Origin of the sequence: Duganella fentianensis (assembly GCF_964031615.1) — a bacterium.
In the GTDB taxonomy this organism is placed as follows: domain Bacteria; phylum Pseudomonadota; class Gammaproteobacteria; order Burkholderiales; family Burkholderiaceae_D; genus Rugamonas; species Rugamonas fentianensis_A.
The window spans coordinates 317025-336720 of record NZ_CAXIQN010000013.1 but is presented as its reverse complement, the minus strand read 5'-3'; the positions used below and the strand labels follow the sequence as shown (position 1 = coordinate 336720).

18 protein-coding genes are annotated in these 19696 nt (G+C 60.7%); 9 read left to right on the top strand and 9 right to left on the bottom strand.

The genetic code is table 11. The annotated features are described in order from the left end of the window. Positions 1–63: 63 nt before the first annotated feature. The 4 genes from ABNT42_RS09540 to plsY form a co-directional block, all read right to left on the bottom strand. Positions 64–1305, bottom strand: a complete 1242-nt coding sequence (locus ABNT42_RS09540; RefSeq protein ID WP_348696440.1) for a metal-dependent hydrolase — start codon at positions 1303–1305, stop codon at positions 64–66. Next, on the bottom strand, positions 1298–2347 hold the full coding sequence (locus ABNT42_RS09535; protein ID WP_348696439.1) for a sensor domain-containing diguanylate cyclase: 1050 nt from the start codon (positions 2345–2347) through the stop codon (positions 1298–1300). Before ABNT42_RS09535 ends, ABNT42_RS09540 begins: the two co-directional genes overlap by 8 nt. Before the next feature lie 99 nt (positions 2348–2446). Beyond that, entirely contained in the window at positions 2447–3094 is a 648-nt protein-coding gene (locus ABNT42_RS09530) for a DsbA family oxidoreductase (RefSeq protein WP_348696438.1), read from the bottom strand. 118 nt (positions 3095–3212) lie between these two features. Next, positions 3213–3833 carry a glycerol-3-phosphate 1-O-acyltransferase PlsY gene (gene plsY, locus ABNT42_RS09525; RefSeq protein WP_348696437.1) on the bottom strand — a complete coding sequence of 207 codons (621 nt, stop codon included), beginning with the start codon at positions 3831–3833 and terminating at the stop codon, positions 3213–3215. A gap of 293 nt (positions 3834–4126) precedes the next feature. Between plsY and ABNT42_RS09520 the strand changes: the two genes are divergently transcribed. From ABNT42_RS09520 to ABNT42_RS09505, 4 genes are read left to right on the top strand one after another with little or no spacing between them, the layout of a single operon-like run. After that, positions 4127–5503, top strand: coding sequence for a hypothetical protein (locus ABNT42_RS09520; RefSeq protein WP_348696435.1), 1377 nt, complete (start codon positions 4127–4129; stop codon positions 5501–5503). Between the two features lie 10 nt (positions 5504–5513). Beyond that, a complete protein-coding gene (locus tag ABNT42_RS09515; RefSeq protein ID WP_348696433.1) occupies positions 5514–5918 on the top strand; it encodes a hypothetical protein in 405 nt (134 codons plus the stop codon). A 3-nt stretch (positions 5919–5921) separates the two neighbouring features. Then, positions 5922–6497: an SCO family protein gene (locus ABNT42_RS09510; protein ID WP_348696432.1), complete on the top strand. Its 576-nt coding sequence runs from the start codon at positions 5922–5924 to the stop codon at positions 6495–6497. Between the two features lie 2 nt (positions 6498–6499). After that, the gene (locus tag ABNT42_RS09505; RefSeq protein WP_348696430.1) at positions 6500–8038 is read left to right on the top strand and encodes a methyl-accepting chemotaxis protein; all 1539 of its coding nucleotides are present in this window, start codon (positions 6500–6502) and stop codon (positions 8036–8038) included. A 32-nt stretch (positions 8039–8070) separates the two neighbouring features. Here the strand turns inward: ABNT42_RS09505 and ybaK are convergent, their stop codons facing one another. After that, entirely contained in the window at positions 8071–8562 is a 492-nt protein-coding gene (ybaK, locus tag ABNT42_RS09500; protein WP_348696429.1) for a Cys-tRNA(Pro) deacylase, read from the bottom strand. Between the two features lie 53 nt (positions 8563–8615). On the opposite strand from ybaK, the gene ABNT42_RS09495 reads away from it, so the two are divergent. The 3 genes from ABNT42_RS09495 (at position 8616) to ABNT42_RS09485 (ending at position 14104) form a co-directional block, all read left to right on the top strand. Then, a complete protein-coding gene (locus tag ABNT42_RS09495; RefSeq protein ID WP_348696428.1) occupies positions 8616–9569 on the top strand; it encodes an endonuclease/exonuclease/phosphatase family protein in 954 nt (317 codons plus the stop codon). 171 nt (positions 9570–9740) lie between these two features. After that, positions 9741–10967 carry an efflux RND transporter periplasmic adaptor subunit gene (locus ABNT42_RS09490; RefSeq protein ID WP_348696427.1) on the top strand — a complete coding sequence of 409 codons (1227 nt, stop codon included), beginning with the start codon at positions 9741–9743 and terminating at the stop codon, positions 10965–10967. 2 nt (positions 10968–10969) lie between these two features. Continuing rightward, positions 10970–14104, top strand: a complete 3135-nt coding sequence (locus ABNT42_RS09485; protein WP_348696426.1) for an efflux RND transporter permease subunit — start codon at positions 10970–10972, stop codon at positions 14102–14104. 55 nt (positions 14105–14159) lie between these two features. On the opposite strand, the gene ABNT42_RS09480 is transcribed toward ABNT42_RS09485, so the two are convergent. The 3 genes from ABNT42_RS09480 to ABNT42_RS09470 form a co-directional block, all read right to left on the bottom strand. After that, the gene (locus tag ABNT42_RS09480) at positions 14160–14342 is read right to left on the bottom strand and encodes a hypothetical protein (RefSeq protein ID WP_348696425.1); all 183 of its coding nucleotides are present in this window, start codon (positions 14340–14342) and stop codon (positions 14160–14162) included. A 67-nt stretch (positions 14343–14409) separates the two neighbouring features. After that, positions 14410–15315 (bottom strand): site-specific tyrosine recombinase XerD, encoded by a 906-nt coding sequence (gene xerD, locus ABNT42_RS09475; RefSeq protein WP_348696424.1) that lies wholly within the window; start codon positions 15313–15315, stop codon positions 14410–14412. Further along, entirely contained in the window at positions 15291–15812 is a 522-nt protein-coding gene (locus tag ABNT42_RS09470) for a methylated-DNA--[protein]-cysteine S-methyltransferase (RefSeq protein WP_348696423.1), read from the bottom strand. The genes xerD and ABNT42_RS09470 overlap by 25 nt, the downstream gene beginning before the upstream one ends. A 603-nt stretch (positions 15813–16415) precedes the next feature. On the opposite strand from ABNT42_RS09470, the gene ABNT42_RS09465 reads away from it, so the two are divergent. Further along, positions 16416–17063, top strand: a complete 648-nt coding sequence (locus tag ABNT42_RS09465) for a TRAP transporter small permease (RefSeq protein WP_348696422.1) — start codon at positions 16416–16418, stop codon at positions 17061–17063. Beyond that, the gene (locus tag ABNT42_RS09460) at positions 17060–18451 is read left to right on the top strand and encodes a TRAP transporter large permease subunit (RefSeq protein WP_348696421.1); all 1392 of its coding nucleotides are present in this window, start codon (positions 17060–17062) and stop codon (positions 18449–18451) included. Before ABNT42_RS09465 ends, ABNT42_RS09460 begins: the two co-directional genes overlap by 4 nt. Positions 18452–18599: 148 nt before the next feature. Here the strand turns inward: ABNT42_RS09460 and ABNT42_RS09455 are convergent, their stop codons facing one another. Next, positions 18600–19586, bottom strand: a complete 987-nt coding sequence (locus tag ABNT42_RS09455) for a TRAP transporter substrate-binding protein (RefSeq protein WP_348696420.1) — start codon at positions 19584–19586, stop codon at positions 18600–18602. Between the last annotated feature and the right edge of the window lie 110 nt (positions 19587–19696).

Genomic DNA, 19696 nt, shown 5'->3' with positions numbered 1-19696 from the left:
TGCACCAGCACCAAAGTCGTGCAAGCGGCCTGCCATGCGGGTTTCCGCTAATCAAGTTCAAATCTAAAATATCCCGGTGGCGGGCGCGGCCAGCATATCCTTGCGCGGATAATCCCACTGCGGCACACCGCTGGGACAGGCAGAAGCAGGCTGAGCAGCCGTTTCCAGCGTGGTGAAATTACCCTTGGGGGTAGCGGCAAAGCGGTAATCGCCCAGCGTGCCCGTGGCCAGCGTCAGTGCCGGCAAACGGGCGAAGCGCAACCATGCGTCCGCCACGCAATTTTTCTGCTGCAGTTCCTGCAGCGCGGCTAGCGGCGCCATCACATGGGCAAATTCCCCTACCTGCGGCGAGAGCGGCTGACTGGCTTCCTGTCCCACCAGCGCAGCCGGACAATCCAGTGCCGGTATCAGGCTCAGTACGCCGCGCCGCAGCCGGTAATAGCCGTGCTTGGGATTGCTCTCCACACTGGCATAGGCCCAGCAGAGCGGCATGCTGGGAAAGGCTGTCATGGCCACATCGAGTACCTGCGCCTTGCTGTCATGCTGCTGCAAGGCGGCCGTCACGGCCTGCCGGCCTAGATAGGAAGTGCCCGCCTGCAGGCACAGGAAAACCAGGCTCAAGCCCAGCCCCAGTAACAGTCCCGCCCGGCCCTGCTCGCCCGCACGGCGCTGCACCAGCGCGCCCGCAAGGCCGAGTGCACCCAGCAGCAGCGCAGCCGGCCACAGCAGGTAGTTCATGGTAGCCAGCGCCAGCAGCACCACACCCAGCAGCATCAGCCAGCCGTAGCGTAGCCACGGCCGCCGCACCAGCAGCGCCAGCGGCACACCGAGCACCACCCAGAACAGCGGTTCGATGATGAACACCATATCGCCATAGAACCAGCGCGCATCGAACGGATACCATGGGTGCAGGCCATAGGAATTGGTGTAATCCATCAGCAGATGCAATGCCAGTCCGGCGCCTATTGCCAGTCCCAGCCCGCTACGGGCCGTACGGCTGGTACGCAGAAGCTGGCGCGCAGCCGGCCATAGCAGCCACAGCAGGCCGGCCAGCAGCAGTCCCTGCGGTATCGCCAGTAACACCGTATGGGTAAAGCCGCGGTGGTGCAGCAGATAGCCCAGGGGTTGCTGCAGCAGGGGCGAGAGAATCAGATCCAGATCGGGAAAATTGCTGGCCAGCGCACAGGCCAGCAGCAGCAAACGGTGGCGCAGGCGCTGGGATGCCGTGTCCGCTTCCGGCGCCAGACTACGCTGCACCACGGCACCAACTGCGGCGCCGATGATGCTGTGGGTCAGATTATCCATGCAGGGGCAGGTGGCCCGCGTGCTCAGTGCGCGCCTGCGTCAGTGCGCGTTCGGCCTGTTGTAGCAGCGCATCGCCATCGTTGACATCCATGAAGTCCAGCGCGGCCACGCCCACGCTGGCGCTCAGTAGCAGCTCGCGCTGCGCCAGCGTATGCACTTGTGCAGCGATTTTGCGGCGCAGATTATGGGCCAGTATCTGCGCACCATCCGGCGGCGTATTCGGCAGCAGGATGCAGAACTGGCTCTCGTTGTAGCGGCTCGGCACGTCGATCACGCGCACGCTCTCGCGCAGCAAGCGGCCTACGCTGGCCAGCAGCTGTTCCGCTGCGGCGGGACCAAAATCGGCGCGCAACGCGGCCAGCTGGTCCAGCTCTATCATCAGGGTGGACAGGTGGGAACGGAAGCGGCGTGCCCGTGCCACTTCAAAAGTGAGTTTCTGCTGCAGCGAACGACGGTTATGCAGGCCCGTCAGCTCGTCCGTGGTGGCCAGCAGTTCGCGCTCCTGCAGCACCCGTGCCAGCGCACTCTGGGCGACATTGCGGTCGAAAATGGCCATCACCTGCCGTGCCAGCTGCTGCAGCGTGCTACGTTGTTCCTCGCTGAGCTGGCCGGGCTGGTCGCTCATTACCGCCAGCGTCCCGAGCGGATAACCGTCCGGACTACACAGGGCGGCGGCACAGTAGTGGCGCACCTGGGGTGTCTGCACGCTCCAGCTCATGCCGGCCGTGCGGTAATCCTGCTGCACATCGCTAAATTCGGTAATCGCCTCGCCCAGCACGGCCAGCGCACAATAGCTATCGTTGCGCTCCAGCGCGTGGGTAGGCACGCCATGGCCGGACTTGAACCAGACCCGCTCGCTATCGACCAGCGCCACACAGGCCAGCGGCATGCCGCACAGCCGGGCCGCAAGACTGGTGAGAAAATCGATCTCGGCGTCGGGGCCGGTATCCAGAATCTGGTAGCGCTGCAGGGCAGCCAGACGGAACTGCTCCGTCTGGGGACGGGCAAGAGGAAGAGACGTAACGTTTTCAGCGACCTGCATGGGCTTCCTGTACGGCTACGAACTGCGATGAATGAGCACTGGACGTTATTGCATAACGTCCACCAAAGATGCAATTCAGACAGTTTAGCCGAAACAGGCTTAGCTTTGTGCCATGATTTCGCGCAAGGCTTTCTCGAACACGGCAGCCGGCTGACCACCCGCGATCAGATGCCGCTGGTTGATGATCACCGCCGGTACGGAATTAATGCCATGGCGCTGGAAGAACTGCTCGGCCGTGCGCACTTCGTCGGCAAACTGCTGCGACGACAGCACCGCTGCTGCCGCTGCGCGATCCAGACCGACCGCCTCAGCTGCGTTCAGCAGCACCTCATGCGAGCTGGGGTCTTCGCCACGGCTGAAATAGGCGGCGAACAGCTCGCCCTTGAGCGCCACCTGCTTACCCTCGCCTTCCGCCCAGTGCAGCAGACGGTGGGCATCGAAGGTGTTGTAGATACGGTCGCGCTTGCCCATGGCGAAGTCGAAACCCACTTCGGCGCCACGCGCCCGTATCATGGCGCGCGCCTGCTCCTGCTGCTGCGGCGTCGAGCCATATTTCTCGCTCAGGTGCTCATCGATATTCTGGCCTTCGGGGCCCATCTGTGGATTCAGCTCGAACGGCTGGATATGCAGCGCTACCTCGGCCTCGTCACCGATATTCTGCAACGCCTGTTCCAGCGACTTCAGCCCGATCGCACACCACGGACAGGAAACATCGGAAACGAAATCGATCGTAAGGGACTTGCTCATAACGGCCTTTGCTAAACAGATAAAAAAAGGGGTCAGGTCGGGCATTGGTGCAGAGCTCGCTAAGTTTTATAGCGAACTCTGCACCAATGCCCGACCTGACCCCGTAGTTTATCGCAGTTTATTTTTTCTTGGCGTCGGCACTCTTGCTGCCGATACGGCTTTCCTTGCCTGCCAGCAGATTCGAGATGTTCTTGCTATGGCGGAAGGCCAGCAGCGCGCTCATGACGAATACCGCCACCAGCTCGGCGTCAGCGCCGAACAGCAAGCCGTAGTAGAACGGTGCGAACAAGGCCGCCACCAGTGCCGCTAGCGAGGAGTAACGGAAAGCAAATGCCACGGCCAGCCAGGTCACCAGCGTTGCCAGACCCAGCCATGGGTTCAGGCCCAGCAGCACACCCAGTGCCGTCGCCACGCCTTTGCCGCCGACAAAGCGGAAGAATACGGGCCACAGGTGGCCGAGGAAGACTGCGATGGCAACCAGCGCTATGGTCATGTCGCCGATCTGCAACTGGTTCTGGTAACGGATCGCCAGCCACACGGCCAGCCAGCCTTTGGCACCGTCGCCGATCAGGGTGGCGATGGCGGCTGCCTTGTTGCCACTTCGCAACACATTGGTGGCGCCGGGATTTTTCGAACCGTAAGTGCGCGGATCGGCCAGACGGAACACTTTACTCATTACCACTGCAAACGAGATCGAGCCGATCAGATAGGCGGCTACGGTCATCCAAACTGTATTCATTGTTTCCTCAAATTAAATCCGCGGGGGCTGCAACCTTGCCCAAAACGTCAAAATATACACTGTCCGCCCTGTGCCGACCAGAGACCAGCCCCTCTAATTACTTGCACGCACTATAGTTACTTGCTACAGTGCATCACTCAGCGGCGCCCATTTGTCCTCGCGCCCAGCAAGCACAGCCCAGCTGTTTCAACGCCGCCTAAGCACCGCGGCAACGTATTTCGCCCTGCCCTAGCGTGGCACGGGTCTCCCTACGGTCGTTGAATAGTCCCATCCCCCATATAAGAGAGAATAAGATGCAATCGATTGCTATCACCGCGCGCCACTGCGCGCCACGCCTGCTGGCACTGGCTGTAAGCCTGTGCTTTTCCAGCGCCGCACTGGCCGGCCCTAGCGAACAGGCGCGTATCGCCGAACTGGAAAAGAAACTGGAAAAAAGCATGGCTCTGATCGAGCAACTGAGCAACCGCCTGCAGCAGGTGGAAGCCAGTGCCGCGCCGGCCACGGCCAGCGCCGGTAAAGCGCAGGCAGCAGCGGCTGAAGCCACCGCCAGCGTACGCGCTACCAGCGAAGCACTGGTGGCCCAGCAAGCCCGCCTCGAGCAGGTAGAAAGCAATCTGGTGCAGGTGGCCGACACTTCGGCCAAGCGACGCGAAATGGGCCTGCCCGTACACGGCTTTGCCGACGTGGGCTACGCCTACAGCAGCAAGCCGCTGGACAACCGCAAATCCGGCTTCGTGCTGGGTAACTTCGATCTGTACCTGACGCCGGATCTGGGCGATCGCGTCAAGACCATCATCGAACTGGCCTTCGAATACGATGAAAAAGGCAATTCCGTCGGCACCGACGTGGAACGTCTGCAGATGGGCTACACCTTCAGCGATGAGCTGACCCTGTGGGCCGGCCGCTTCCACACCCCGTATGGCTACTGGAATACCGCGTTCCACCACGGCGCCCAGATTACCCCGTCGATTTCGCGTCCGCGCCTGATCGCATTTGAAGATCAGGGCGGCATTCTGCCATCGCACACGGTGGGCGCCATGGCCACCGGCACCACCCGTATCGAAGGCGGCCGTCTGAACTATGAAGCGTTTATCGGCAACGGCAGCCGCCTGTCGGGCGAAGTGGGCGACAAGTCGCTCGACTACAACGCTGGCAAGGATGACAACAATAACAAGGCCGTGGGCGCCAACGTACGCTATACCTTTGGCGGCGCGCTCGAAGGCGTCACGCTGGGCCTGAACGCCATGCGCCAGCAGGTCGATGAGGAAGGCACGCCTAACCAGACCCGCCTGAACATGACGGGCGTGTTTGCCGCTGTCGACCGCGACAACTGGGAAATCATCAGCGAATACTACAAGTTCCGCAATCAGGATCTGTCCGGCAACACGGGCAAACATAGCAGCTGGGCTGGCTACGCTCACCTCGGCTACGCCATCAATCCCGTCTGGACCCCGTTCGTACGCCTCGAAAAAGCTGTTCTAGATCAAGCGGACAACTATTTCCTGAACAACGTCAACGGTCGTTCCTATCAGCGTCAGGTGCTCGGTGCCAAATACAACCTGACCAATACCACCGCCCTCAAATTCGAGATGAACCGTACCAAGGAACTTCAGCCAGCTGGCGAATTCCAGTACCACGAAGCGCGTGCTCAAGTCGCGATTCGTTTCTAAGGAGCCCGCCATGACCGTGATTTCCCAACTGTCCCGCACCCTGCTGGCGCTCGCCCTGAGCGTGCCGGCGCTGGCCATGGCCGGTGATGTAATCGTCATCAGCCACGGCAGCCTGAACATGCCGGCCGGCGATGTCCGCGACGCCTATATCGGTGAAAAGCAAATTGAAGGCGGCACCAAACTGGTGATCTTCGATAATGCTGCCGTGCAAAAGGACTTCCTCGACAAGGTGGTACAGGTCGATGCAGCCAAGTACTCCTCGATCTGGACCAAGAAAGGCTTCCGCGAAGGTCTGAATCCGCCGGCCGTCAAAGCCACCGACGCTGAAGTCATCGCCGCCGTGAAAAGCACGCCCGGCGCGGTCGGCTACGTCAGCAAGGCGCCGGCCGACGTCAAAGTCGTCAAGAAGTTCTAAGCCATGCCAGTACTGCCCCGCCCCTGGCGCCACTGGCTGGCGGGTGCCGTACTGGGCGCCTGTGCCCTCGCGGCCCATGGCGCCGGCCTGCTCTACCAGATGCCTTACCGCTGGGTCAATACGGACGGCCAGAGCCTGAAGCTGAACCAGTATCAGGGCAAACCCGTGGTACTGACGCTGGCCTACGGCGCCTGCAAGAAAATCTGTTCCAGCAGCGTGTTCGCGATGGAACAGATGCAGGCGCTGGCGGACCGCCGCAAGACCGAGCTGCAATTCGTCATCGTCAGCCTCGATCCGGAGCAGGATACGCCGGCCGACTGGCGCGAATTACGCAAGACCCGCAAACTGCAACGCCCCAACTGGAGCGTGCTGTCCGGTTCGGTAGCCGACACCCGTGCGCTGGCCGCGGCACTAGGCATTACCGTGTGGCGCTATCACGACCATGTGCTACATGACTTCGGCATCGTTCTGCTCGATGCCAACGGCAACATCGTGCGCACCATGCGCCACTACGACGACAGCATTCCCGCGTTTCTGCAGGGCGTACTGGCGCCGCCCGCCCCCAACACTCCGGAGTAAGCATGTTCGCCCGTCTGAAACTCAAACAGAAAATGTATCTGGAATTCGGCCTCGCCGTGATTCCCCTGGCCGCTCTGCTGCTGTATCTGGTCACCGCCGTGAGCGACCTGCCGCAGCGCGTCAAAGGCGCACTGCAGACTTACCATACCAGCCTGCAAGCCACTTCCGACTACAAGGATTTCCTCAACGGCGTGACCGACGCAGTGGACACCGGCAAGCTCAGCGAAAAGACTCTGACGCTGCTGGCCAGCACCCGCAAGGATGTCGAACAACTGCGTAGCGCCGCTTCCACGCCCACGCTGGAAGCACTCGCCACCACGCTGGGCCGCGTATCGCAAAGCCTCGCGCGCGATGCCAGCATAGGCGCGGTGATGCCGCTGCGCGAGGACCTGAACAGCATCAAAAAAGGGCTGGAACAGCAGAATGCCGATACCGAGCATGCACTGGAAGAGATAGTGGAGCAGGATGCCAGCCATGCCAAAGCCAAGAACCGCATCATCGGCATCGCTGCCGTGGCCACCATCGCCCTGCTGGCTTATATGATCCGCAACCTGATCCACGGCATCCTCGCACCCGTGCTGTGGGCCGTGCAGGCCGCTAAACGCGTGGCAGCAGGCGATCTGTCCGGTGCCGGCAGCATCACCATGCGGCAGGACGAGATCGGCGAACTGCAGCAGGCGCTGGTGGAAATGAACGATGCCCTGATCGCCGTGGTGACCCGCGTACGCGAAGGTGCCGATACCATAGCCTTAGCATCCGCCGAAATCGCCAGCGGTAATCAGGATCTGTCGGTCCGCACCGAGCATCAGGCCCATGCGCTGGTGCAGACCGCCAGTTCGATGGGCAATCTGACCACCACCGTGGCGCAGAACGTAGACGATGCCGTGAATGCCAACCAGTTGGCACAGGCCGCGTCGCGCGTGGCGGCCGAAGGCGGCAGCATCGTCGAGCAGGTGGTGGACACCATGGGTGCGATTGCCACCTCGTCGAAGAAAATTGTCGACATCATAGGCGTGATCGACGGCATCGCCTTCCAGACCAATATTCTGGCGCTCAACGCTGCCGTGGAAGCCGCCCGCGCCGGCGAACAGGGCCGCGGCTTTGCCGTAGTGGCCACCGAGGTGCGCAATCTGGCCCAGCGCAGTGCTACCGCAGCCAAAGAGATCAAGGACCTGATCAATGATTCGGTGGACAAGGTCAACAGCGGCAACGAACTGGTGGGTCATGCCGGCAGCCATATGCGCGACATTCTCAGTAACATCGATGAACTGGCCGCCATCATGGATCGCATCACGGCCGCCAGCCACACCCAGCGTGCCGGCATCGAGCATGTGAGTGAAAACCTCACCAGCGTCGATAGCAGCACCCAGCAGAATGCCGCACTGGTGGAACAGGCGGCAGCAGCGGCCGCCAGCATGAGCCAGCAGGCGCAGAATCTGGTGAAAGTGGTCAGCGTGTTCAACCTGCAGCACGGGGGCGCCAGCGCACGCACAGGCAGCCGCCAGCGTCCAGCGGCCGAACCGCGCCGCCTGACGGCCTGAGCACCGGGCCGCCTACGCTACGGCTGGGCGGCTCAGTCTTGCAGCGCCACGTCCACCGGACGGGCATTCAGCACGCGCAGCAGTTCCTGCGGGGCGATGCTGACGAGGAAGCCGCGCCGGCCGCCATTGATATAGATCTGCGGCAGATCGAGAATGGTCTGCTCGACATAGATGGGCATCTGCTTGCGCGTGCCGAACGGGCTGGTGCCCCCCACCAGAAAGCCCGTATGGCGATTAGCCACTTCCGGCTTGCATGGTTCGACCTTCTTGCAACCAATCTGGCGCGCCAGATTTTTGGTCGAGACTTTGCAATCGCCATGCATCAGCACCACCAGCGGCTTAGCGGCCTCATCTTCCATGATCAGGGTTTTCACCACCGCATGTTCATCCACGCCCAGTTCGCGTGCCGACACGCTGGTACCGCCATGTTCTTCGTAGTCGTACGGGTGTTCGGTAAAGGAAACGCCATGCTTACGCAAAAACTGCGTAGCGGGCGTCTCGGAGATATGCTCTTTTTTTGCCATGCGTGATACGCTGCCAATCTATCGGGTTAAAGTCAGCAAGGGAGGCTGTCATTATGCCGCAGGAAATCCGTTTTGCCACTTTCAATGTATGCAACCTTTCCCAGCCCGGCGCCCTGCTGTACGACAATCTGGCTCCCCTCACCCCAGAAGCCTATGCCGCCAAAGTCGATTGGACGGCGCGCCAGCTAGACCGGCTTGATGCCGATGTGATCGGCCTGCAGGAAGTGTTCTGCCTGGAGGCGCTACGCGACGTACTGGCGCACAGCGAAAAATACCGCGACGCCGCCCTGTGCGGGGTCAGCACGGCGCCCGATCCCGTCACGGGCCAGCCACGCCAGATGCCGCAAGTGGCACTGATCTCGCGCCTGCCGCTGGCGGCCGAAGCCGCTATCCATACGGATTTCCCTGCCGGCGTCACGCTGCCGGCGGGCAGTCGCGATGCCCTGCGCTATGCGCGCGCCCTGCTGCGCGTGACCCTGCAACTGGATCAGCAGCGCCAGCTTGATGTCATCGTGCTGCACCTGAAATCCAAGCGTCCCGACTACGATGGCGAAGAAGCACACGACAACCCCATGTGCCATGCGCAGGCCCAGTTGCGCTCGCTGATCCGGCGCGGCACGGAAGCGGTGGCGCTACGTTCACTGCTGTGTCAGCTACACCGCGATGCGCCCCGTCCCCGCATCGTGCTGGGCGACTTCAACGACACGGTCGATGCCGTCACCACCTCCATCATCATGGGCGAAGGCGGCAGCGAAACGGCCGGCCGATTTTACGATAGCCGCCGCATCCAGCTCGATCCGGCCAGTTCGGCGCACGGCTACACCATCCTGCACGAAGAACGCCGCATGACCATCGACCACGTGCTGGTGTCCGAGCACTTCCATCCCGCCGCGCCGCAAGCGCTGGGGCGGGTGCTGTCGGTACGCTATTTCAGCGAACACTTGCCGGATGCAAGTCCGGCCGCGTCGGACCACGGACAGGTGTTGGTACAACTACAACTCGGCTAGCGCGCTGCGCCGTTCACACCGCCACAAGCTCGCTTTCGTCCCTCCTATTTAGCAGTTCAGCGCGAAATTCGTACCGCCTGTCGCACGGAACTGGTAACCGGCCTTGTAATTTCATACAGTGGCAACATGCGCCATGCCGCCTGCGCTGCGGCCTATCAAGGATAACCACCAATGAAACTCGAGACTCTGCCCCCCACCCAGCACCCTACCCATCGTCCTGCGCGCCCGCGCTGGCGCAAGCCGGTGGCCATTCTCGTCGTGCTGGCTGCCGCAGGCGGAGGCTGGACCGTACTGCAGAATAAACCGGCCGCACCGGCAGCGCCCGTCGCTGCCAAGGACAAGGCGGCCGAAGTACTAGAACTGGCCGGCACCGATGTAACAGCCGTCGATGCGCGCGCGCTCGACGTCAAACTGCCGCTGTCCGGTTCGCTGGCGCCGCTCAGTTCGGCCACCATCAAATCCAAGGTATCCGGTGTGGTGGAAGCCACCACCGTGCAGGAAGGCATGGCCGTCAGCGCCGGTCAGGTACTGGCGCGCATCGATCAGGCCGATCTGCGCGCCCGCCTGCAACAGCAGCAGGCCGCGCTGGACGAAGCGCAAGCCCGTCTGTCGCTGGCCAGCAAGAACGAAAACAATAGTCAGGCCCTGCTCAAACAGAAATTCATTTCCCAGACCGCTTATGACGCCACCCAGAACAGCGTCGATCTGGCCCGTGCCAACGTCAAATCGGCCGCCGCGCTGGTCGAGATTGCCCGCATCGCCCTCAACGATGGGGTAATCCGTGCGCCCATCAGTGGCGTAGTCAGCAAACGCCATGTGCAGGCCGGCGAAAAGCTGGCACCCGATATGCCCGTGTTCAGCATCGTCAACCTGTCCGAACTGACGCTGGAAGCCCAAGTGCCAGCCGCCGAAATTCCCCGCGTGAAAATCGGTCAGGAAGTGAAGTTCAAGGTCGATGGTTTTCAGGGCCGCGACTTCAGCGGCAAAGTGGCGCGCATCAATCCGGCCACGGAAGCCGGTTCGCGCGCCATGCTGGTCTACATCGCCGTGCGTAACGAAGATAGCGCACTGCGCGCCGGCATGTTCGCCAAAGGCAGCATCGTCACCGATCGCTCCGCCGTAGCGCCCATCATTCCGCTGACGGCACTGCGCGGCAACCAGAACGAGCCCGTGGTGTACCAGATCGTGGCCGGCAAAGTGGTCGCCCAGCCCGTCAAACTGGGGCTGCGCAACGACGACGAAGGACTGGTAGAAGTGCGCGACGGCCTGCAAGCTGGTGCCAGCGTGATCGTGGCCAAGCTGGATGCCGTGAAGCCGGGCGCACTGGTGAAACTACCGGCCGCCGCGCAGGATAGCAGCAGCCGTCAGGCTAGCGCCGAAGCCGGCAAGAAAGGCTGATCATGTGGATTACTAAAACCAGTATCCAGAACCCCGTGTTCGCCACCATGGTGATGGTGGCGCTGATGGTGCTGGGCCTGTTCTCGTACCGCGGCCTGGGACTGGAAGCCATGCCGAATGTGGACATACCGGGTGCGATGATCGAAGTGAAGTATCCGGGTGCCTCGCCGGAAGCGGTGGAGAACGACATTACCCGCCCGATCGAGAACGTGGTCAACACCGTCAGCGGCATCAAGACGCTGCGTGCCAACTCATGGGAAGGCCGTTCCGGCGTCTACGTCGATTTCGAACTGTCCACCAATATGGACAAGGCCATGCAGGACTTGCGCGACAAGGTGGCGCAAGTACGGCCGCGCTTCCCGCGCGAAGCCAAAGACCCGTTCATCGTGCGCTTCGAAGGCGAGAACAGCCGCCCTATCGCCCAGATCGGCCTGACCGCCACCAAGCATACGCTGCGCGAACTCTCCACCATGGCCGACCAGCTGATCGGCAAGCGCTTTCAGGGCGTGGCCGGGGCCGGTCAGGTGCGCCTGAACGGCATGTCGGCACGGGAAATTCTGATCAGTCTGCGGCCGCAGGATCTGACCGCGCAAGCGATCGGTGTGGATGAAGTGATCAACGCAATTCAGGCCACCAACACCAACCTGCCGGCCGGCTCGATCAGCTTTGCCGGCAACGAACAGCTGGTGCGTATCGAAGGCAAGATGAAAGATGCGCGCGACTTCAACCGCATCATCGTGGCGCGCCGCGCCAATGGCCCCGTCTATCTCGATCAGGTGGCTACTGTGGTGGATGGTGCGCAGGAAGAACTGTCGATCTCGCGCCTGAACGGCCAGCGCGCCGTCACCATCGATATCACCAAGGTGCAGGACGCCAATGTGGTGGAAGTGGGCCGGCGCATCCAGAAGGTCGCGGAAGAACTCAAGGAGACCCTGCCCGCCGACATCACCCTCACCGTGCTCAACGACGAATCGCTGAAAGTCCAGAGCCAGCTCGACAACGTCAAGGAAACCATCATCGAAGGTGCGGTGCTGACCATGGTGATCGTGTTCTTCTTCCTGCACTCGTGGCGCTCCACCATCATCACGGGGCTGACGCTGCCGATTTCCGTCATGGCCAGTTTCATCGCCATGAAGTTCTTCGGCTTTACGCTCAACTTCCTCACGCTAATGGCGCTATCGCTGTGCATCGGCCTGCTGATCGACGATGCCATCGTGGTGCGCGAAAACATCGTGCGCCATCTCGGCATGGGCAAGAACCACCGCAAGGCAGCCGAAGACGGCACCAATGAAATCGGGCTGGCCGTGATGGCCACCACCTTCGCGATTGTGGCCGTGTTCATCCCCGTGGCTTTCATGCAGGGCATCATCGGCCGCTTCTTCCTGCAGTTCGGCATCACCGTGGCCGTGGCCGTGCTGGTCTCGCTGTTCGTCAGCTTCACGCTGGACCCCATGCTGTCCTCGGTCTGGCCCGACCCTGTCAAGAACCGCTTCCGCTATGTGCCGTGGCTGGGCCACCTGATGCACCGCATCGAGCATGTGATCGAACATCTGCACGTCTGGTACGGCAAGGTGCTGGCACTGGCGCTGCGCTGGCGCAAGCTGACGCTGGCCATCGCCTTCGCCCTGTTCGCGGGCAGCCTGATGCTGGTGCCTATGATAGGCGGCGAAATGTTCCCCGAGCAGGACAATGGCTGGATCAATCTGCGCCTGAAAACCCCGGTCGGCTCCAGCATCGAATACACCGATAGCAAGGTCAAGCAGGTGGAACAGGCGCTCAAGGAATTCCCTGAAGTGGCCAAGGTCATCGCCGTGGTCGGCACGCAGGAAGGCCGCAATACGGCCCAGGTGGACGTCAAGCTGCAGGATCGCAAGACTTTCAAGCGGCGCAGCCAGAAAGAACTGGAAGGCGTGGTACGGGCGCGTCTGAACCGCATTGCCGGCATCACCATGTCGGTGGGCTGGAAGCCTATCTTCATCGCCATTCTGGGCACCGATGAAGGCAAGCTCGATGCGGTGGCCCACAATCTGATGAACAAAATGCGCAAGATTAAAGGCGTGGCCGACCTCGAATACAGTCAGGAAGGCGCCAATCCGTCCACCACGGTGCGCATCAACAACGAACTGGCCAGCGATCTGGGCCTGACCGTGCAGCAGATCGGCACGGCGCTGCGGCCATTCGTGGCCGGCGATACCACCAGCCACTTCCTGGCCGACGATGGCCAGAACTATGACGTCAATGTGCAACTGCCTAAATCAGGCCGGCAGAAGATTGCCGATCTGGCCGACCTGTCGCTGGCCTCCTCCAAGCTGGGGCCGGATGGCCGTCCGCTGATGGTGCCGCTGCGTCAGGTGGTGGAATTCGTACCCTCGTTTAGCCCGCAGGTGCTCAAGCGGCAGGCGCTGCAGCGTCGGGTGGCCGTGTATGCCTCGGTCGAAGGCCGTCCGGCTGGTGACGTGGATAGCGATGTGCGCAAGGCCATGAAGGAAATCGAGCTGCCGGCCGGCGTGCGTTTCGACGTGGGCGGCAATGCGCAGGATATGGCAGAGAGCATGTCTTCGGCCATGATCGCGCTGAGCATCGCCGTGATCTTCATCTATCTGGTGCTGGCTTCCCAGTTCGGCAGCTTCCTGCAGCCGATTGCCATCATGATGTCGCTACCGCTGTCGCTGATCGGCGTACTGGTGGCGCTGCTGGTGACGGGCAGCACGCTGAATATCTTCTCGGTGATCGGCTTCATCATGCTGATGGGTCTGGTGACCAAGAACGCGATTCTGCTGGTGGACTTCAGCAACCACGCCCAGCGCGAAGGCATGGGCCAGATCGAAGCGCTGATGAGCGCTGGTCAGGTGCGGCTACGCCCTATCCTGATGACCACGCTGGCCATGATCTTCGGCATGCTGCCGATGGCGATCGGCATGGGCGATGGCGGTGAAACCCAGGCGCCGATGGGCCGCGCCGTGATCGGCGGGGTGATCACCTCCACCCTGCTGACGCTGGTGGTGGTGCCGGTGGCCTACACCTACCTCGATACGCTGGGCAAACGCTGCGCGCGCTACTTCCGCGGCCGCGCCCACGACGAGGAAGAAGAACACCTGCATCCCGTCAAACCGGCCGATATCGCCGAAGTCGCCTAATCCCTACTCGACCGCATCAGAAAAGCAAAACCGGGCCAGACCCGGTTTTGCTTTTTTAATCCCCCGTGACGGTGGCGTCATCCGCCCCAGCATCACCATCCTCACTGTCGTCCTGATCCTGCTCCGCCAGCCCCGGATTGGCCTTGGCCTCGGCTTTGCGCCGGGCTTTTTCCTCCGCCTTTTTCTTTTTCTCCAGCTCACGCTGGCGCTTTTCGTACGCGAAGTTGGTTTTTGCCATGGGCAGCCTCTCTCTATCCGGTGGGTTTGTCACCCATTATGAACCAGATAGTGCCGCAGCACCTGATTCATCCACGTGGATGGTGCTTCGAGTGCAATTGTTTGAGGCGTTCACGCGCCACGTGGGTGTAGATCTGGGTGGTGGAAATGTCGGCATGCCCGAGCAGCAACTGCACCACGCGCAAGTCGGCGCCATAGTTGAGCAGGTGGGTGGCAAACGCATGGCGCAACGTGTGCGGCGATAGCGGCACGGTAATGCCCGCCTTTAACGCATGCTTCTTGATCAGTATCCAGAACATCTGGCGCGTCATGGCGCCGCCCCGCCCCGTGACGAATAGGGCATCGTCCTGCTGGCCGTTGAGGATCTGGCCGCGCGCTTCATGCAGATAGCGCTCCAGCCACAGGCGCGCCTGCGCGCCGAACGGCACCAGCCGCGTCTTGGCGCCCTTGCCGGTGATGCGCAGCACGCCATCGTTCAGGCTCAGATCCAGCAACTTCAGGCTGACCAGTTCCGACACGCGCAAGCCGGAGGCGTACATCAATTCCAGCATGGTGCGTTCGCGCAAGCCTAGCGGCGTGGCCACATCTGGCGCGGCCAGCAAGGCTTCCACATGGGCTTCGCTCAGCGTATGCACGAAACGCTGGGGCTGTTTGGCAGAGACCAGTTTCAGTGTGGGATCGGCGCTGATGCGATGCTGGCGCAGCAGCCACTGGTAGAAGCGACGCAGCACCGACAGGCGGCGGTTGGACGAGGTGGCCTTGCCGCTATCCTGATGGCGCGCCGCGATATACGCCTGCAGATCATGGCTAGCCACGCCGGCCAGTCCGGCCACCTGCGGGCGCTGGCTGGCAAGCCAGTGGGCGAACAGGCGCAAGTCACGCCGGTAAGCTTCCAGCGTATTTTTCGACAGCCCGTCCTCCAGCCACAGGCTGTCGCAGAACTCGTCGATCAGAGCAGTGTGGTCTGTTGCCATGCGTATTCGCTCGATCCTTCATGGGCTAGCAGCCAGCGCTTGATCCCCAGCAGATAGCCGTTCGGATCGTCGCTGCGGGAAAACCCGCCCAGCCCCGTCGCCGCCGTCACGCGGTGGCACGGTATCACCACGGGGAACCAGTTGGCGCCGCAGGCCTGCCCTACGGCGCGGGGGACGGAACCCAGATGGCTGGCCAGTTCGCCGTAAGTGCGCATGCTGCCACGCGGAATCGACGCGATGGCGGCCCAGACGCGCTGCTGGAACGGCGTGCCCACCGTGCGCAACGGCAGGTCGAACACATAGTCGGGATTTTCGCAGTAACGCTGCAATTGATGTGCCGCAATTTCCGCCACGGCGTCCTGTGGCGCTTTTGCATCAAAATGGGGCGGCAGGTAGCACAGCTCGGCAATCTGTCCAGCCTCCGTGCGCACGCCGACTTTCCCTAGTGGCAAGTCCACTATGGCCTGAAACAAACTGACTTCCTGTTGTATTTTCATCACACCAAATGCACCAAAAAAGGATGTGCAACGTTGTAAAAATGCACCAACTTGTTGCGATTTCATCACATTGAAATAATCGCATGGGTGCTTTGCTGACAGCATTTTAAGCGCCAGCGCCCAGCCACGGCGCAAAAAAAAACGCACCCTCAGGTGCGTTTTCAAATACTGCTTCACGTTCCCGGTCGTTTGCGTGATGCCGTAGCGCGCTTATGGCGGCCTGCAGCGTCTATCACAACGACATTCTGTAAAACGTGTGTCTCCTCGTTTCAATCGCCGGCATTGATTGCCGTTTCTCTACACACTCCCCACCTACAATTCTGGGCTCTTGCTACAGGGACAAATATGTTTATGCGTTATTCCCTGAGAGCGACGCCATCATAACTTACCGCTTTCGTTTTTGACCAACTATTTTCTGGGCGCGAGAACGGGGTTATTTCAAATCTGAACCAATTTTTACGCAAATCGTAAAAGTTGTGGTAAGCAGATTTTTACTCTGCCGACCTAGTAATTCCCCTCATTGCCTGTGTGCCCGCATCCTTATATTTTTAGCCTACAAGAGCGCCGGATTTCCCGGTATCAATATAAAAGTCGAGACATATCATGCTAAACAAACTACTCGATCACCTCGAGGAGTGGATGATCACCTTCCTCATGGGTGGGGCTACCCTCATTATTTTCCTTTCCGTTGCACACCGCTATGGCACCGGCCTGGCGATACCGGGCGTACAGGACTACCTGTTAAGCCTGCACTTCGAATGGGCGCAGGAACTGGCCATCATCATGTTCGTGTGGATGGCCAAATTCGGTGCCGCTTATGGGGTACGGATGGGTGTCCACGTGGGCGTCGACGTACTGGTCAGCCGCCTGCCGTCGGAATGGCGCAACCGCGCCACCTATATAGCCTTGGCCTGCGGCATGCTGTTCACCGGCATTATCGGCACGCTGGGCCTGACCTTTGTGTGGGAAAACGGCATGCACTACGCCCTCTACAACAAGCTCGGTCTTGATGTCAGTGCACTTACGGAAGGCCCCACCACGCCCGATCTGGAGTGGCCGACGTGGTTTGTGTACTCGGTGGTGCCGATGGGCTCCTATCTGATGTGTCTGCGCTTCATCCAGGTCACCATCGCCTTCTGGCGCACGGGTGAAATGCCGCATCAGGACGAATCGCAAGTCGATGGCCTGGATGACGAGGAAGACGATGATATGTTCGCCGTTGCCAAACCCGCCCAAGGAGGTGCCCAATGAGCCACGCTAACGCACTCACCGCGGTCGCCCAGATGAGCAAACAGCGCGCTGGCGCATGGCTGCTGGGCATAGGCGCCATTCTGCTGGCCCTGTGCTTCATCGGCGGCAAGGTCGGTATCGTGTTTGCACTGCTGCTGGCGCTGATGCTGACCGGCATTCCTGTCTCGATCGCACTCGGCCTCACGGTGCTGATGTTTATGTATCTGCTGACCCACGTGCCGGTGGAAGCCGTCGCGCTGAAACTGTTCAGCGGCATCGAGAAGTTCGAAATCATGGCCATCCCGCTGTTTATTCTGGCCGGTAACTTCCTCACCCACGGCGGCGTGGCCAAACGCATGATCAAGTTTGCCACCAGTCTGATCGGCCACTGGCACGGCGGTCTGGCGCTGGCCGGGATTATTGCCTGCGCCATGTTTGCGCTGGTGTGCGGCTCTTCCGTCGCCACCGTGGTGGCGATCGGCTCCATCATCCTGCCGGCCATGGTGAAACAGGGCTATCCGAAACGCTTTGGCGCGGGCGTCATCATCACCGCCGGTTCGCTGGGGATACTGATGCTGCCGTCGATCCCGAAAGTGATCTACGCGATTTCCACCAACACCTCGATCGGCGCGCTGTTCCTGGCCGGCTTGTTCCCCGGCATCCTGCTGACGGTAATGCTGTGCACCACCACCTGGGTACTGGCCAAGAAAAACGGCTATCCGCGCATGCGCAAAGCCAGCTGGGGCGACCGTCTGAAAGCCTTCAAGGAAAGCGTGTGGGGCCTGATGCTGGTGGTAATCATCATCGGCGGTATCACCAAAGGCATTTTCACTCCGACCGAAGCGGCCGCCATGAGCGCCGTGTATGCCTTCATCATTTCCGTGTTTGTCTACAAGGACATGCCGCTGAAGAAGACGCCGGAAGTGCTGAAGAAATCGGCCAGCCTGAGCGCCATGCTACTGTACATCATCACCAACGCCGTGCTGTTCTCGTTCCTGATGGCACACGAGAATATTCCACAGGCGATGGCAGACTGGATTCTGGCCAAGGATCTGGGTCAGGCCGGCTTCCTGTTCTTCACCAACATCCTGCTGCTGCTGGCCGGTAACGTGATGGAACCGTCGTCCATCATTCTGGTGATGGCACCGATCCTGCACCCTGCTGCGATCCGTCTGGGCATCGACGCTGTGCACTTCGGCATCATGATCGACGCCAATATGGAAGTCGGCCTGTGCCACCCCCCCGTCGGTCTGAACCTGTACGTGGCCAGCGGCATTTCCAAGATGAGCATCTCGGAGCTGACCGTGGCAGTGATGCCGTGGCTGCTCACCATGCTGGTGTTCCTCGTCATCGTGACCTACTGGCCGGGACTGTCGCTATGGCTGCCGAAAGCCATGGGCCTGATGTAAGCAGGACCGCCTAAAACAAAACCCCGTGTGGCTGTCAGGCCACACGGGGTTTTTTATTGGGCTGACTAAACTGCTCAGCCCCGCAAGATGCTATGCCAGCTTATTTGCCAACTTACTTGCCAACTTACTTGCCAAATTACTTGCCAACTTACTTGGCAGCTTCCTTGTTAATTGCCGAAATCAGGTCTTTACCGATACGGCCTTCCATGTCCTTCTGCACCGGCAGCAGCGCCTTACGCCATTCAGCCTGTTCTTTCACGCTAGGCGTATAGACTTCGGTCTTGCCGGCTTTCTTGATGGCGTCCAGTGCCATATCGTTGTCACGCTGGGCGATGGCTTTCTCGAAGGTGGTGGCATCCTTCATGGCCTTATCCAGTGCGGCGCGGATATCGGCTGGCAGACCATCCCAGAACTTCTTGTTGACGATTACGGCATAGCCCAGATAGCCGTGATTGGACACGGTGACGTGCTTCTGCACTTCATGCATCTTCTGGGTGTACATATTCGATGGCGGGTTCTCGGTACCGTCCACCACGCCCGTCTGCAGCGCCTGATAGACTTCGGAGAAAGCCAGCACCTGCGGATTGGCGCCCAGTGCACGCATCTGCGCGTCCAGCACTTTGGACGACTGGATACGCATCTTCTGCCCCTTGAAATCGGCCACCGAATGCAGCGGCTTATTCGCCGACATCACCTTGAAGCCGTTATCCCAGAACGCCAGACCGGTAATCCCCTTAGGTTCGAGTTTCTTCAGCAGGCCTTTACCGATTTCGCCTTCCGTCACGTTATACAGCGCCGTCTTCGACGGGAAGATATACGGCAGATCGAACGCTTCGAATTCCTTCACGCCCAGCGGGCCGAATTTAGCCAGCGACGGTGCCAGCATCTGCACCGCGCCCAGTTGCAGCGCTTCCAGTTCTTCCTTGTCTTTATACAGCTGGCTATTCGGATACACCTCGACCTTGACGCGGCCATTGGTGGCTTTTTCGGCCAGTTGCTTGAAGCGTTCTGCAGCCTGGCCTTTCGGCGTATCAGTCGCCACCACGTGGCTGAACTTGATCACGATAGGCGCTTGCGCGTAGGCGTTGATGCTCAGGGCGGCGCCCAGAGCCAGAAGCATGGCGTTGAGTTTCATGGAGTCTCCAGAAGGAAGGAAAATACGGTATTGTTGTAGTGTGATCGATTCTCACCAACCATGACAAGCCCTGCAACTGTGGAAAACCACAATGGCGAGCAGCGTGCAAG